The 14,360-nt window shown below is 67.0% G+C and carries 12 protein-coding genes; 7 read left to right on the plus strand and 5 right to left on the minus strand.

From position 1 onward, the window contains the following. Position 1 precedes the first annotated feature (1 nt). The 5 genes from DPR14_RS20950 to DPR14_RS20970 all read right to left on the minus strand — a co-directional run bounded on the left by DPR14_RS20950 (position 2) and on the right by DPR14_RS20970 (position 6,189). Positions 2-1,429, minus strand: coding sequence for a sensor histidine kinase (locus DPR14_RS20950; protein WP_192499066.1), 1,428 nt, complete (start codon positions 1,427-1,429; stop codon positions 2-4). 82 nt (positions 1,430-1,511) lie between these two features. Then, on the minus strand, positions 1,512-2,066 hold the full coding sequence (locus DPR14_RS20955) for a putative pterin-binding protein (RefSeq protein ID WP_158046867.1): 555 nt from the start codon (positions 2,064-2,066) through the stop codon (positions 1,512-1,514). Between the two features lie 333 nt (positions 2,067-2,399). Beyond that, the gene (locus DPR14_RS20960; protein WP_158046868.1) at positions 2,400-4,070 is read right to left on the minus strand and encodes an alpha-amylase family protein; all 1,671 of its coding nucleotides are present in this window, start codon (positions 4,068-4,070) and stop codon (positions 2,400-2,402) included. 96 nt (positions 4,071-4,166) lie between these two features. Further along, complete coding sequence (locus DPR14_RS20965; RefSeq protein WP_158046869.1) at positions 4,167-5,669, minus strand: tripartite tricarboxylate transporter permease; 1,503 nt, start codon at positions 5,667-5,669, stop codon at positions 4,167-4,169. Between the two features lie 10 nt (positions 5,670-5,679). Next, on the minus strand, positions 5,680-6,189 hold the full coding sequence (locus DPR14_RS20970; protein ID WP_158046870.1) for a tripartite tricarboxylate transporter TctB family protein: 510 nt from the start codon (positions 6,187-6,189) through the stop codon (positions 5,680-5,682). A 396-nt stretch (positions 6,190-6,585) separates the two neighbouring features. On the opposite strand from DPR14_RS20970, the gene DPR14_RS20975 reads away from it, so the two are divergent. The 7 genes from DPR14_RS20975 to DPR14_RS21005 all read left to right on the plus strand — a co-directional run bounded on the left by DPR14_RS20975 (position 6,586) and on the right by DPR14_RS21005 (position 14,299). Next, positions 6,586-8,097 carry a vanadium-dependent haloperoxidase gene (locus DPR14_RS20975; protein WP_192499067.1) on the plus strand — a complete coding sequence of 504 codons (1,512 nt, stop codon included), beginning with the start codon at positions 6,586-6,588 and terminating at the stop codon, positions 8,095-8,097. A 494-nt stretch (positions 8,098-8,591) separates the two neighbouring features. Continuing rightward, the gene (locus DPR14_RS20980; RefSeq protein ID WP_246148421.1) at positions 8,592-9,080 is read left to right on the plus strand and encodes an NUDIX hydrolase; all 489 of its coding nucleotides are present in this window, start codon (positions 8,592-8,594) and stop codon (positions 9,078-9,080) included. A gap of 238 nt (positions 9,081-9,318) precedes the next feature. Next, entirely contained in the window at positions 9,319-10,863 is a 1,545-nt protein-coding gene (ilvA, locus tag DPR14_RS20985; RefSeq protein WP_425500962.1) for a threonine ammonia-lyase, biosynthetic, read from the plus strand. A gap of 114 nt (positions 10,864-10,977) precedes the next feature. Next, positions 10,978-11,859 (plus strand): ABC transporter ATP-binding protein, encoded by an 882-nt coding sequence (locus tag DPR14_RS20990; protein WP_158046874.1) that lies wholly within the window; start codon positions 10,978-10,980, stop codon positions 11,857-11,859. Positions 11,860-11,861: 2 nt separating this feature from the next. Continuing rightward, positions 11,862-12,644 (plus strand): ABC transporter permease, encoded by a 783-nt coding sequence (locus DPR14_RS20995; RefSeq protein WP_192499068.1) that lies wholly within the window; start codon positions 11,862-11,864, stop codon positions 12,642-12,644. Positions 12,645-12,688: 44 nt separating this feature from the next. Next, entirely contained in the window at positions 12,689-13,729 is a 1,041-nt protein-coding gene (locus DPR14_RS21000; RefSeq protein ID WP_158046876.1) for an ABC transporter substrate-binding protein, read from the plus strand. A gap of 234 nt (positions 13,730-13,963) precedes the next feature. Then, positions 13,964-14,299, plus strand: coding sequence for a hypothetical protein (locus DPR14_RS21005; protein ID WP_158046878.1), 336 nt, complete (start codon positions 13,964-13,966; stop codon positions 14,297-14,299). Positions 14,300-14,360: the final 61 nt, after the last annotated feature.

The raw sequence follows: 14,360 nt of genomic DNA on the forward strand, positions 1-14,360 counted from the left end.
CTCAGGGAAGGGACCGGGAGGCCGGGACGGCCGCGCCGAGGAACGCGCGTTCGGGCGGCAGCTCGACCACCACCTCGGTGCCGACGCCGGGCTCGCTCGACATCCTGACCGTGCCGCCATGGCGCTCCACCAGCTGGCGCACCAGCGGAAGGCCCAGCCCGGTGCCTTTGGCCTGGCGGGCGTGCCGGCTGTCCGACTGCTCGAACGGCAGGAAGACGCGCACCAGATCGTCCGGCGGAATCCCGATGCCGGTATCGGTCACGACGATGATCGTATGGCCGTCGGCAGGCTGTTCCAGGGAGACCCCGATCAGCCCGTCGGCGGGCGTGAACTTGATCGCGTTGGACAGCAGGTTGTCCAGGATCTGGCGCAGCCTCAGGCGATCGCCGAAAACGCCGATATGGCCGGCTGCCGGCTCCAGTTCGATCCTGACGCCCGCGGCGCGGGCGGACTCCCGCAGGTCGCGGATCGCCTCCGCGGCGATCGCGACCAGGTCGACGCCTTCCTCCCGAAGCTCCAGCTTGCCGGCCTCCAGCTTGGCGAGGTCGAGAATGTCGTTGATCAGTGCCAGCAGCCTTTGGCCGGCATGGTGGATGTCGCCGATATACTCGGCCTGACGCTCGCCCAGCCGGCCGAAGATCCCGGTCATGAGGGCTTCGGAAAATCCCAGGATCGCGTTCAGCGGGGTGCGCAGCTCGTGGCTGACATTGGCGAGGAAGTTGGACTTGGCTTCGCTGGAGCGCACGGCGGCGTCCCGCGCGGCCACCAGGTTGCCGGTCAGGTCCAGGAGCTGGCGGTTGGTGGCGCGCAGCGCCGTCTCCGAATGCATGTGCCGGCGCATCAGCCAGCCGAGCGCCAGCAGCAGGACGACGAAGCCGACGCAGTAGCCCAGCAGCTTGACCTGGAAGGCGTTCACCTGCGCCTGCATCCGTCCGATCAGTCCGTTCTGCCGGTCGACCACCGCGAGCGACATCCGGCGATGGACGACGATGGCATTCCGGACCCCCTCGTCCGCCACCCGGCGGAACTCGGCCGGCGCGGACTCCAGCAGGGGCAATTGCCGGTCGACCAGGTCGATGGCGCGGCGGACGTCTGCGATGCCTTCCTCGGACCTGATTCCCCGGGTATGCCATTCGGAACTGCCGGTCTCCGGCAGCGAGTTGATCCGGTTGAAGACGTTGTCCAGCCGGAGCCTGATCTCCTCGACCTGCTCGGGGTCGGCCGTTTCCGGCGTGACGTCGGGATGCAGCCCGCGAACGGCGACCTGGAAACGCAGCAGATCCCCGGCAAGCTGCCCGTCGTACCAGATGTCGGCACCGCTGGCGATCTCCACCGACCGCTGGATGGCGATCAGATCGAAGACGAGCATCGGCGAACTGCACAGCAGCAGTACGAAGGATACCGTCCAGACGATCTTGCCCAGGTCCATGAAACGCTTCCTGGCAGCCATCACCGGGTACGATGCCGCGGAAGGTTCCGGACAGTGCCGCGGCGGAAACTCACCCTGTTCGTCATTCCACCATGATCGACTTCAATTGCCAGACCCAGCGCGACAGGAAATCGCGATGGCCCAGTTCGGGAAAGGCATGCTGCGGATAGATCACCCAGATCGGGCCGCGGTCGCGCCGCGGCATGTATTCGCCATCGCGCTTGAGGGCCAGCATTACCGGCCAGGTGCGGGCGTCGGCGGCCGGAATCAGGCTTTCGAATTCGTTCAGCGCGATCAGCCTCAGCGTGGTGGCGGCCGGGTCGGCGCCGACCGCGTCGAGCAGGGCCGAGAGCAGGACGCCCTCGAACACGGAGGGATCGACGGTCCAACTCGTCAGCGTGGTGAAGCGGATCAGCCCCAGTGCCTCCAGGGTCGGAAGGTCGAACCGGATGGGGCGATCGGAGGCGATTCTTCCGCCGACCGTCAGGACGACCGGACCTTTCGGTTCCGGGAAATCCATGCCCGCTTTCAGCGCCGGCTCAGTGACGCGTTCGTAGATCGGCTTGGAGGCTTGGGCGGCGGCCTGACGGGGAGCCACCGCCAAGCCGGCGGCCAGGATGCAGAAGAAGACGCCCACGAGCAAACGCCCGAGAACAGCGATACCCTGCGGTGAGGAGGGAGAGACGGATAGCTGCGCCACGGCGAGAGTGCCCATGCCCAGGATCAAGTTGAAACATTATATGCACTGCCTAGGCGTGCAACTGTTATCAAATTTGGTCCTTCATTACTTAAGATCACGTGAAAATTTCATTTCCAACCAGTCCAGATGTCGTTTGTGGACCTTTGTGGTAAAGCATCTGCCCGGATTCATATCCAAGGGCATATGACTGCGGGCAACCGGCGTTCCGTCCGGATCACGGATGGGCGGGCCCGGAAGCATGCATTCCGGACCCGCCTGCTTCCGCCGACCCTAGAGCAGGATGGTTTCGCCTTTCCGGCGGACGCGGAACCAGCGGCAGCCGTAGCGGTCCAGGTCGATGCTGACGTTCCCGCCCTTGCCCAGGGTGAAGTCGCCATGGCCGAACAGGTCGATCAGGCTGTCCCAGCCCAGCGCGCTCTCCACCTTGAAGGTGGCGCCGCATTCCTTGTCTCCCAGGTTGTGGATGGTCAGCACGGTCCGGCCTTCCCAATCGTAGCGCAGCGCGAACACCGCGGGATCGGTCACCGGAACGATGCTCCAGGTGCCGTAGGCGATCTCGGGCGTCTCGTTGCGGCGGCGGATCAGCCGCTCCATCCAGTTCAGCAGCGAGGCGTCGTCGCGCCGCTGGGCGGCGACGTTGATGCCGGCCGGCCCCCATCGCTTGCCGGCGACGACGGGACGGCGCAGGGCGTCGGGCTTGGCGGTCGAGAAGCCGCCGTTGACCTCGTCCGACCACTGCATCGGCGACCGCACGCTCAGACGGCCGGGGATTTCCAGGTTCTCCGACATGCCGATCTCCTCGCCGTAGAAAAGGACGGGAGCCCCCGGCAGCGCGAACATCAGGCTGTAGGCCATGTGGACGCGGGCCTGGTCGCCGTCCAGCATGGTCGGCAGCCGGCGGCGCAGGCCGCGGCCGAAAAGCTGCATTTCCGGCTTGGGGCCGAACGCCCGGAAGACCTCCTGCCGCTCGGCCTCGGTCAGCTTGTCGAGCGACCATTCGTCGTGGTTGCGGATGAAGTTGCCCCACTGGGCGTTCGGCGGCAGCGACGGCAGGGCCTTCAGGCCGTGGATCAGCCCGCTGGCGTCGCCCCGCGCCAGCGCCATGGCGAAAGACTGGTTGAGGTTGAAGTTGATGCACATGTGCAGTTCGTCGCCGTCGTCGCCGAAGAAGCGGCGGACGTCTTCCGGCTCCAGGTTGACCTCGCCCATCAGGATCGCGTCGCCCCGGCGCCGGCATAGGAAGGAGCGAAGCTCGCGCAGCCAGTCGTGGGGCGCTATGTCCATGTCACCCTGGATGCCGGTGGTCTCCAGCAGGAACGGCACCGCATCGACCCGGAAGCCGGCCAGGCCGAGTTCGAGCCAGAAGCCGATGATCTTGCGGATCTCGTCGCGCACCGCCGGATTGGAGATGTTGAGGTCGGGCTGGTGCTTGTAGAAGCGGTGCAGGAAGTACTGGCCGGCCTGCTCGTCCCATTCCCAGTTGCTGTCCTCCTGGTCGGGAAAGACCAGGCCGCCCTGGTCGCCGGCAGGGATGTCGTCGCTCCAGACGTACCAGTCCCGGAAGGGCGAATTCGGGTCGGACCGGGCCGACTGGAACCAGGGATGCTCCTTCGAGGTGTGGTTGACCACCAGGTCGGCGATGACCCGGATACCGCGGTCGCGTGCGGTCCGGATGAACTCCACGAAGTCGCCGAGCGAGCCCAGGCGGGGATCGATGCCGTAATAGTCCGTGATGTCGTAGCCGTCGTCGCTGTTGGGCGTCGGGTAGAACGGCATCAGCCACAGGCAGGTGACCCCGATCCCGGCGAGATAGTCGATCCGCTGGATCAGCCCGGCGAAGTCGCCTATACCGTCGCCGTTGCTGTCCTGGAAGGTCTCCACGTCGAGGCAATAGAAGACGGAGTTCTTCCACCAGGTGTCGCTGGTCTGGGTGATCGCCATGCTGGTCCCTCTCTTCCTTGGTGGACGCCCACGACGCGGGCATCCCCATGGAAAGGCCGGCGGCGGCGATAGGTTCCAGCCGCCCCATGGCGCGGGTCAGGCCCGCCCCGCCACCCCGGCCCGCCTCCGCCGACGCAGCAGGATCGGAACCAGGACCAGCAGGAACGCCACGGCCAGAAGCCCCAGCGAGATCGGCTGGGTGAAGAACACCGACACGTCGCCCTGGCTGATCGCCAGCGCCCGGCGGAACTGCTGCTCGGCCAGCGGCCCCAGGATCAGCCCGACCACGCACGGGGCGACCGGCACGTCGAGCACGCGCATGCCGAAGCCGATCAGCCCGATCACCCACAGGATGACGAGGTCGACCACGTTGTTGTTGAGCGTGTAGGCGCCCAGGGTGGCGAACACCAGGATGCCGCCGTAGAGCCACGGGCGCGGGATGGTCAGCAGCTTGACCCAGATCCCGACCATGGGCAGGTTCAGCAGCAGCAGCAGCACGTTGCCGATATACAGGCTGGCGATCATGCCCCAGACCAGTTCGGGGTTGGTGTCGAACAGCAGCGGTCCCGGCTGGAGCCCGTACTGCTGGAAGGCGGCGAGCATGATCGCGGCCGTCGCCGATGTCGGCAGGCCCAGAGCCAGCAGCGGGGCGAGCGTCCCGGCGGCCGACGCGTTGTTGGCGGCCTCCGGCCCGGCGACCGCCTCGATGGCGCCCTTGCCGAACTCCTCCGGGTGCTTGGACAGGCGCTTTTCCAGCAGGTAGGACAGGAAGGTCGGGATCTCGCTGCCGCCGGCCGGCAGGGCTCCGATCGGGAAGCCCAGGAAAGTGCCGCGCAGCCACGGCTTCCACGACCGCTTCACGTCCTCGCGGCTCATCCATTTCGAGCCCTTCAGGGCGTAGATCTCCTCCGTCTCGAAGCGGTAGCGCGACGCGACGTAGAGCGTTTCCCCGACCGCGAACAGCCCGACCGCGACCACCACGGTGTCGATCCCGTCGAGCAGTTCGGGGATGCCGAGGGTGAAGCGCGCCTGGCCGGTCTGGAGGTCGATGCCGACCAGGCCCAGCGACAGGCCGAAGAACAGGCTGGCGAGGCCGCGCGGCAGGCTGTCGCCCAGCACGGCGGTGACGGTGACCAGCGCCAGCACCATCAGCGCGAAATACTCCGCCGGCCCGAACAGCAGCGCCATCTGCACCATCAGCGGCGCCACGAAGGTCAGCGCGATGGTGGCGATGGTCCCGGCGACGAAAGAGCCGATCGCCGCCGTGGCGAGCGCGGTGGCGCCGCGTCCCTGGCGCGCCATCTCGTGCCCGTCGATCGCGGTCACGATGCTGCCGGACTCGCCCGGCGTGTTCAGCAGGATCGCGGTGGTCGAGCCGCCGTACATGGCGCCGTAATATATTCCGGCGAACATGATGAAGGCGGAGGTCGGCTCCAGGTTGTAGGTCACCGGAAGCAGCAGGGCCACGGTGAGCGCCGGGCCGATGCCGGGCAGCACGCCGATCGCCGTGCCGACGGTGACGCCCAGGACGGACCAGAGCAGGTTGTAGGGTGTCAGCGCCACGGTGAAGCCGTGGCCGAGGGCCGCGAGGGTTTCCATCAGTGCCCGCCTATTCCGCCGCCGGCTCGGCCGGGGCAAGGAAGTCCTCGACCATCTCGCCGGGAATGCCGCCGGGCAGGCCCAGGTCGAGGCCGTAGTTGAAGACGACGAAGGCCAGGACCGCGAGGCTCAGGCCGAGCGCCGCGTCCATCAGGATCCGGCTGCTCAGGAAGGCCCGCGCCACCAGGACGAACAGCAGCGTGGCCGCGACGATCCAGCCCGCGTATTCGATCAGCAGCATCTCGACGATCAGGCCGCCCGAGACCAGCGCCACGGCGCGCCAGTCCAGCTCGATCCCCCGCTCGTGGGCGATGCGGCCGGCGAAGGCTTCGCGCAGCAGTGTGCCGCCGATGACCAGCAGCCCCGCCGCGATCAGGAAGGGGAACAGCCTGGGGCCGACCGGCGCGTTGCCGCCCGCGCCGCCCAGCATCAAGGTCTCGTATCCGATGAACAGGCCGAGCGTCAGCACCGCCCCGCCCAGTACCGCCTCGCCCAGGCGCAGGCTGCGTCCCGTCGTCATATGTCCCCCCAGGTCTTCCGCCGTTGTGGTCCGGCTTTGCGTGCACCGTCCGGCCAGCTTAACCCCGATCCGGGCCGTGGTCATCATGCCGCGGCGGCAACGCCCGGACGAGATGGGCCCCCCGGAAAGTTACAGTTAAAAGTACTTTTCAAGTAGAGCTGGAAATGGAAAGCGGCATCTATATCGAATTATAGACCAGAGAGAAGATCCTATAAATCATAGCACGGTATAAGGTCCAGTCACGGCAACACATACTTAGCAATGTCCATTATGGGACAGGAGAAGAAAATGATCGTAGATCCGATTCTGTTTTGGAACGATGTCTCCCTTGAGGTACATCGCCGTGATTTCAGCTTCGAGGAAGCGCCGGCGAAAGATCACGGGTCCAAGGCCTACATGGATCAGCAGATTTCGGTTCCCGAGCAGGGCGGCCCCACGAGAACGTCCCGCGCGCTGGCGATCGTCCATCTGGCCATGCACGACGCCTGGGTCGCCTACCGCAACCAGGGGACCCGCTACTTCGCCGACCCCGTCCTGTCCCTGGCCGAAGTGGACACCGATGGCGGCTATGCCGCCGTCGGCGAGGCCGCCGCCATGACGCTGACCGCGCTGTATCCCGGGCAGGCGGCCTTCGTCCGGAGCAAGTGCCAGGAATGGACGGGGCTGATCGCCGACATCGGCGCGGCCGAATCCGACCGGGGCGCCATCTTCGGCACGGCGGTGGCCAAGTTCCATCTGGACGACCGGAAGGACGACGGTTCCAAGGAAGCCGGCGACTACATGGTCGCGGGAACTCCCGGCGCCCATCAGCCCGACCCGTACGCTCCCGACCAGGGCTTCCTGACCCCCGCGTGGGGCGCGGTCAGGCCGTTCACGAGCAATGCCCCCGTCCCGGGGATCGGGCCGTTCGGCCTGACGGATCTGTCGGACATCCTGAAGCATGCCGACTGGCACAAGGAAGTCGACGAGACCCGCACCAAGGGCGGCGCTCCGGGCACGCTCGGGCTGATCCGGACTCCCGAGGAGACCATCGTCGGGACATTCTGGGGGTATGACGGCGTCCGCAACCTCGGGACGCCGCCCCGGCTGTACAACCAGTGCGTCCGGGTCATCTCCAAGCAGGTCGGCCTCAACCCGACGGAGAACGCCAGGCTGTTCGCGCTGGTCAACATGACCATGGCGGATGCCGGCATCGCCGCCTGGAAGCTGAAATACGAGGTCAACCTGTGCCGCCCCGTCATCGGGGTGCGCGAGGCCGCACATGGATTCGGCAAGTACGGAAACTCGTCCGGCACCACTTTCGCTGCCGGCAGCCTCGCCATGCCGGTCCCGGGGACGACGGAAGAGATCGCGGACTGGCTCGCGGTGGAGCCTGCCGGCGTCTCGACCCGGTATCACACCCGGGCGGCGGATCCCGTCGCGATGACGCCCGAGATGCATTTCCACGGCGATCCGGCGTGGCGCCCGCTGGGCGCGCCCCAGACCAACGACGAGGGGAAGTTCCACCGCACTCCGAACTTCCCGGCCTATCCGTCCGGGCACGCGACGTTCGGCGCCGCCTGCTTCCTGACGGTCTACCATTTCCTCAAGGCCCGCATGGACTGCGGAGGCACTGCCGATCCAGACACCCTCGCCTTCGCCTTCACGTCGGACGAGTACAACGCCGTCAACAAGGATCCCGACGGCTCGGTCCGGCCGAGGCACATGCGGAAGATGACGCTGGCGCAGGCGATACACGAGAACGCCGTCAGCAGGGTCTATCTGGGCGTCCACTGGCGGATCGACGCGATCGAGGGCGTGCGGCTCGGACAGAAGATCGCCCGGCAGGCCGCCACGCTGATACCCGGGACCGGCAGTGCCACGGAAGCCATCGCGGAGTTGAAGAAGTCCCTGGTCGCGGGCGACTGACACCCCGGCACGGCTGAGGTCGGGCGGACCCGCGCCATCCGCTCGACCGCGTCGGCCGTCGCCACCGGCCGCCACCGGCCATGTCGGCCGGCACAGGACATCCGCGAAGTCGGTCCCGTTCACCGCTCAGGAGAAGGGATCGCATCGCTCCGGGCGGAAAGTTTCCGGAAGGTCGCCCCGCGATGGTCCGTCATCGCCGGCCGAGGGGCCATGCGGAAGAAGCGCGCGCACGCCCCCGCCGACATGCCGCCCGTCCGGCGGGTTTCACCGAAAATGCACAAAACGGCGTCATGGATTGTTGACTACTTGCGCGGTCTTCGCAGGGCGGGACGGTCTGCCGAGAAGACTTCTCGCATTTATGGTATGCAGGAACTAAATGGCAGTGTATCTTGTCGCAAATATCTCACAGGGAGGGGTGTCTCCGGTAAAAACCCGGTTCATCACCTGGCAGCATAATGGCATCTTCTCATTACGCTTCTTTGGAACTAAATAAAATGCCACGCTCTCAACTTGCCGTCATTCCGTTCGAAGTGCGTCAGGGTCAGGTGATGGTGCTGATGGTGACCTCGCGCGAGACACGGCGATGGGTGGTTCCCAAGGGGTGGCAGGAGAAGAAGGTCCCCGATCCCGAGCAGGCGGCGCGCGAAGCCTACGAGGAGGCCGGAGCGGTCGGCCAGGTCGGTACGAAGCCGATCGGCTCCTATCGCTACGAGAAGCGCCTCAAGAACGGCCGGTCGAAGACCTTGGACGTCGCGGTCTATCCGTTCGAGGTCGAGGAGCTGCTGGACGAATGGCCGGAAATGGAAGAGCGCGAGCGCCGCTGGATGACCCCGGCCCAGGCCGCCCTGGCGGTCGACGAGGGGTCGCTGGCGGCGCTGCTGCTCGGCCTCGCGGTGGCCCCGCCGCGGCTCAGCGGGTCCGGATCGTCCTCGAAACCCTCCGGCCCCCGCAGGAACGGCCGCGCCCTGGCCCACCCGTTCTGACACGTCTTCCTCCTTGGGGCAGGCCGTGGCGCAGGCCGGCGACCAAGCCCGTCCTTACGCCCCAGCTGCTCCGCTCGCCGCGATAGGCCGGGCCCGAAGGCCGGGAGCTGATCTGACTTGCGCCGGGGGATCGGGCCGAGACGGCGCTTGAAACGGGGCGGAGGATGTATAGCATTCCGCCGCACGCAGAAGCTTCCCCCCGTCGGGGCTCCAGGAGTCCATCCTCGTGCATGATTACGTGAAGAAGATCCTCACCGCCCGGGTCTACGACGTCGCCGTCGAAAGCCCGCTGGACGCGATGCCCCGCCTGTCGCAGCGGATCGGCAACCGGGTCTTCCTGAAGCGCGAGGATCTCCAGCCGGTCTTTTCCTTCAAGATCCGCGGCGCCTACAACAAGATGAGCGGCATGGCGCGGGCCGACCTGGAGCGCGGCGTGATCTGCGCCTCGGCCGGCAACCACGCCCAGGGCGTCGCCATGGCGGCGGCGCGGCTGGGCGCGCCGGCGATGATCGTGATGCCGTGCACGACGCCGGCCATAAAGGTGCAGGCGGTCGAGCGGCGGGGCGGCCGGGTGGTGCTCCACGGCGACGGCTTCGACGAGGCCTATGCCCATGCCCGCCTGCTGGAGGCGGAGCACGGGCTGACCTTCATCCATCCCTACGACGACCCGGAGGTGATCGCAGGCCAGGGGACGGTGGGGATGGAGATCCTGCGCCAGCATCCCGACCCGATCGAGGCGATCTTCGTGCCGATCGGCGGCGGCGGGCTGGCCGCCGGCGTCGCGGCCTACGTCAAGTTCCTGCGGCCCGACGTCAAGGTGATCGGGGTGGAGCCGGACGACGCCGCCAGCATGAAGGCGGCGCTGGAGGCCGGCGAGCGGGTGGTGCTGGACCAGGTGGGGCTGTTCGCCGACGGCGTCGCGGTCCGCCAGGCCGGCGCCGAGACGTTCCGGCTGTGCCGCGAGCTGCTGGACGGCATCGTCACGGTGGACGCGGATTCCATCTGCGCCGCCGTCAAGGACATCTTCGACGACACGCGGGCGATCGCCGAGCCATCGGGCGCCGTGGCGCTCGCCGGGCTGAAGCGCTACGCGGAGCGGGAAGGCATCTCCGACCGGGCGCTGGTCACCGTCAACAGCGGCGCCAACCTGAACTTCGACCGGCTGCGCCACATCGCCGAGCGCGCCGAGATCGGCGAGCACCGCGAGGCGCTGCTGGCGGTCACCATCCCGGAGCGGCCGGGCAGCTACCGGCGCTTCATCCAGATCCTGGGCCGCCGGTCGATCACCGAGTTCAACTACCGCTATGTGGACGATCCCGAGGCGCACATCTTCGTCGGCGTCCAGCTGACCGGGGGCGAGCGCGAGAAGCGGGAGATCATCGGCCTGCTGCGGGCCGAGGGCCTGCCGGTCCAGGACATGAGCGACAACGAGATGGCGAAGCTCCATGTCCGGCACATGGTCGGCGGGCGCGTGCCCGGCCTGCGCGACGAGCTGATCTACCGCTTCCAGTTCCCGGAGCGGCCGGGCGCGCTGCTGAAGTTCCTGGACGGGCTGGCGACGGACTGGAACATCTCGCTGTTCCACTACCGCAACCACGGCGCCGACTACGGCCGCGTGCTGGCCGGCATCCAGGTCCCGGAGGCCGACCGGGCGATCTTCCGGCAGCGGTTGGCCGAGCTGGGATACCCGTGCTGGGACGAGACCGATAACCCGGCCTATCGCTCTTTCCTGGACGGCGGCGGCCGAAATATCCGCAACGGGAAAGATCATTATCCGAACTAAAGTTTTTCTTGTGGCGCGCCCGGGAAATAGATATGCCGATGCGGACAATTTTCGGGATGTGCGCGGGACGGCGAACGTCCCGTCGGACGAAGGGATGGAGGGGAGGTGGCGCGGATGGCGCGAGCAGCCGCAGTATCGGGAGAGGCAGCATCGGGGGAGGCGGCAACCGGCGGGAGTGGGCGTGAACCGGCTCGACGGGCCGCCGCGGTGGCGCTCGACGGGGTCGGGATCAGCTTCGCCCTGCCGGACGGCGGGACCTATCAGGCGGTCGCCCCGACCCGCCTGGAGGTGGCGGAGAGCGAGTTCGTCGCGATCGTCGGGCCGACCGGCTGCGGCAAGTCCACGCTGCTGAACGCCGCCGCCGGGCTGCTGAAGCCGGCGTCCGGAACGGTCAGCATCCTGGGCGAGCCGCTGACCGGCCTGAACCGCCATGCCGGCTACCTGTTCCAGCAGGACAGCCTGATGCCGTGGAAGACCGCGGCCGAGAACGTCGCGATCGGGCTGGAGGTCGCCGGCATCCCCCGGACCGAGGCGCGCGACCGATCCCGCGACTGGCTGGGCCGGGTCGGCCTGAAGGCGTTCGGCGACCGTTATCCGCACATGCTGTCGGGCGGCCAGCGCAAGCGCGTCGGCCTGGCGCAGGTGCTGATCCGCGATCCCAGGATCATCCTGATGGACGAGCCGTTCGGCCCGCTCGACGCGCAGACCCGCCTGATCATGGGCGACCTGCTGCTGGAGCTGTGGTCGGCCGACCGCAAGGCGGTGATGTTCGTGACCCACGACCTGGAGGAGGCTATCGCCCTGGCCGACCGGGTCGTGATCATGTCGGCGGGACCGGCCGCGCGGATCATCGGCGATTACCCGATCCCGCTCGACCGGCCGCGCGACATCGGCGAGATCAAGCTGGACCCGCGCTTCCTGGAGACCCACCGGGAGATCTGGCACGCGCTGAAGGAGGAAGTCCTGAAAGGCTATCGCCAGAGCGAGGGAGCATGACCATGAGCCGCGCGAAACTGCTGCCGCTCCAGATCCTCGTCGGGGTCGCGGCGATTCTGCTGTGGTACCTGGTGTCGGAGACGGCGCTGTTCGGCGACCCGAAGACCATGCGGTTCTTCTTCTCGACCCCGCTGGACGTGGCGACGCGGATCGGCGAGTGGATGGTCGGCGGGACGATTTGGTACCACCTGGGCATCACGCTGCTGGAGGCGGCGCTGGCCTTCGTGATCGGGTCGGTGAGCGGCGTCCTGATCGGATTCTGGTTCGCCCGGAAGCCGCTGGTGGCCGGCGTGTTCGACCCCTACGTGAAGGCCGCGAACGCGCTGCCGCGCGTCGTGCTGGCGCCCATTTTCGCGCTGTGGCTGGGACTGGGCATCTGGTCCAAGGTGGCGCTGGGCTTCACGCTGGTCTTCTTCATCGTGTTCTTCAACGTCTACCAGGGCGTCAAGGAAGTCAGCCCGACGGTGCTGGCGAACGCGCGCATGCTGGGCATGAACGAGCGGCAGCTGTTGCGCCACGTCTACCTGCCGTCGGCGCTGAGCTGGATGTTCTCGTCGCTCCACACCTCCGTCGGGTTCGCCATGGTCGGCGCCGTCGTCGGCGAGTATCTGGGATCGTCGGCCGGGCTCGGCTACCTGATCCAGCAGGCCGAGGGCGTGTTCGACGTGACCGGGGTGTTCGCCGGCATGTTCGTCCTGATGGCCTTCGTGATCCTGATCGACTGGCTGGTGACCAAGGTGGAGAACCGCCTGCTGGTCTGGCGTCCGCAGCCGGCGGCGTCCTGAGGCAAGCCATCAATGAAAATCGGAATGCAAGAGGGGAAGCATCCATGAAGTTCCTGATGAAGGGTGTGAAGGCGGGCCTGTCCGGCGCGCTCGCGGTCGCCGGCCTGGCGCTCGCCCTGGCGGGCGGCGCCGCGGCGGCGGAGCCGGAGAAGACGGACGTGTCGCTGGCGGTCGGCGGCAAGCCGCTGCTGTACTATCTCCCGCTGACCGTCGCCGAGCGGAAGGGCTTCTTCAAGGAAGAAGGCCTGAACGTGGAGATCAACGACCTGGGCGGCGGCGCCAAGTCGCTCCAGGCGCTGATGGGCGGGTCGGTCGATGTCGTGACCGGCGCCTACGAGCACACGATCCGCATGCAGCAGAAAGGCCAGGACATCCGGGCCGTGGTCGAGCTGGGGCGCTTCCCCGGCATCGTGCTGGCGGTGCGCAAGGACCTGGCGGGCGAGATCAAGTCGCCGGCCGACTTCAAGGGCCGCAAGATCGGCGTCACGGCACCCGGTTCGTCCACCGCGCTGACGGTGCAGTACGCCATGGTCAAGAACGGCCTGGCCGCGGCCGACGGCATCCTGATCGGCGTCGGCGGCGGCGCCAGCGCGGTGGCCGCGATGAAGCAGGGCCAGATCGACGTGATCTCGCACCTGGACCCGGTCATCGCCAAGCTGGAGGCCGACGGCGACATCAGCACGCTGATCGACACCCGCACCGAGGACGGCGCGCGGGCGCTGTTCGGCGGATCGAACCCGGCGGCCGTGCTCTATGCCAAGGCCGACTTCATCGAGAGCAACCCCGAGACCATGCAGCGCCTGACCAACGCCTTCGTGAAGTCGCTGACCTGGATCGGCAAGGCGACCACCGAGGAGATCGCCGCCGTGGTCCCGCCCGAATACCACCTGGGCGACAAGGGCCTCTACATGAAGGCCGTCGAAAGCTCCAAGGAGAGCTATTCGCTCGACGGCATCATCAAGAAGCAGGGCATGGAGAGCATGCTGGCGATGCTGAAGACCCTGGAGCCCGACTTCGCCAACGCCCAGATCGACCTGGACAAGACCTTCGACCCGACCTTCGTGCAGAAGGCGCAAGCGAAGTAAGGGGAACGAAGCAAAGGGCTTGCCGCCGGGTCCGTCTCTGTCATCTCCGGGCATTCGGAAAAGCACACCGGAAGGTGTGCTTTTCTTGTTTCTGGATATTTTCAGAACTGAAATCCAGGCTGAAGAACAAATCCGGTTTATTTTCCGGATGGTGTTTGTATAATTAAGAGCATTACTAGAAGGTAGTGCATTCACAGGTAGTCAATTTTCAAACCATTGCATGGAGGCAACAGCATGACCACGCATACCGCCTTGGCCGCTCGCCAGGACTTCAGCGCCCATATCGCTGCCATGGTCCTGAACGGCGAAGGTTTTCGTGACAGCATGATGGACGACCCCACCGCGGCGCTGGACGCCATGCTGTCGTCGGCCGGCCTGGAACTGCCGAAGGGCCTGCGAGTCGAGGTCACCCGCAAGGCCGACGGCACCCTCGACATCCGCCTGCCCAGCATGGCTTCGCCGAAGCCCGGTTTGGCCCGGCTGGACGAGGAGCTGGAGTCGATGCAGATGATGGGCTGCTCCGCCTCCTACGCCACCAGGGTCGGCAGCTTCTGCTGCTCCTGCCCGTAAAGTCCAGACGACCCTTCCGAGGGAGTGGCGGCCCGCACGTCGATCGTGCGGGCCGCTTTCG

The sequence above is a fragment of the Skermanella pratensis genome (genome assembly GCF_008843145.1).
GTDB classification, from domain to species: domain Bacteria; phylum Pseudomonadota; class Alphaproteobacteria; order Azospirillales; family Azospirillaceae; genus Skermanella; species Skermanella pratensis.